The organism is Mesorhizobium sp. M7A.F.Ca.MR.362.00.0.0 (genome assembly GCF_004023175.1).
Classification (GTDB): Bacteria; Pseudomonadota; Alphaproteobacteria; order Rhizobiales; family Rhizobiaceae; genus Mesorhizobium.
In genome coordinates this window covers 1-211 of sequence record NZ_RZTF01001263.1, presented here as the reverse complement: position 1 = coordinate 211, position 211 = coordinate 1, and the positions used below count along the sequence as shown (strand labels likewise).

Annotated in this window: 1 protein-coding gene; it reads right to left on the bottom strand. The window is 42.2% G+C overall.

What is annotated here, in order from left to right:
• The coding region (locus EOC06_RS39845) for a PhnD/SsuA/transferrin family substrate-binding protein (RefSeq protein WP_164899142.1) at nt 1-211 on the bottom strand (211 nt) is incomplete at both ends.

Below are 211 nucleotides of genomic sequence, written 5' to 3'. Positions count from 1 at the left end.
CATCATAGCTCAATAAAAACTCTTTAATATTGTCTTTCATTTCTTGATCTAAGCCGCTTCTTACTGCAAATGGTGCTCCAACAGGAATTGCTTCAGACTCTGCAATAACACGGTAGGAACCTTTTTCAATTATTCCTTTTTCCTCAAGCATTGCCGGCATCATCGCAGAAACCCCGGCAGCATCATATTGGCCGCGCACAACACCTATAAG